The organism is Paraburkholderia sp. SIMBA_030, from assembly GCF_046535245.1.
Lineage (GTDB): Bacteria > Pseudomonadota > Gammaproteobacteria > Burkholderiales > Burkholderiaceae > Paraburkholderia.
Genome location: NZ_JAWRXB010001823.1, coordinates 1 through 229 on the forward strand (window position 1 = coordinate 1; position 229 = coordinate 229).

Genomic DNA, 229 nt, shown 5'->3' on the forward strand with positions numbered 1-229 from the left:
GTAGTACTGCATCGGCGGAAAATCGAGCGGTGCGGGCACCACGGTCAGCGGCAAAAACTTGGCGTAGTAATCGGCGAAGAGGCGCGTCGTCGTGAAGATCAGATCGGATTTGATCAGCACGTACGGCGCGAGATTGAAGTACGGCAGCGTGACGACCACATGGCGCTTCAAGCGCTCGCGCGCGAGATGCACGTCGATGGCGCCGCGCTGGCCGACCGAATACGGCGTC

The 229-nt window shown here is 61.6% G+C and carries 1 pseudogene; it reads right to left on the reverse strand.

Annotation, left to right across the window (positions count from 1 at the left end):
• Nucleotides 1–229, reverse strand: a pseudogene (locus tag SB772_RS46280) (LysR family transcriptional regulator); the annotation flags it as partial.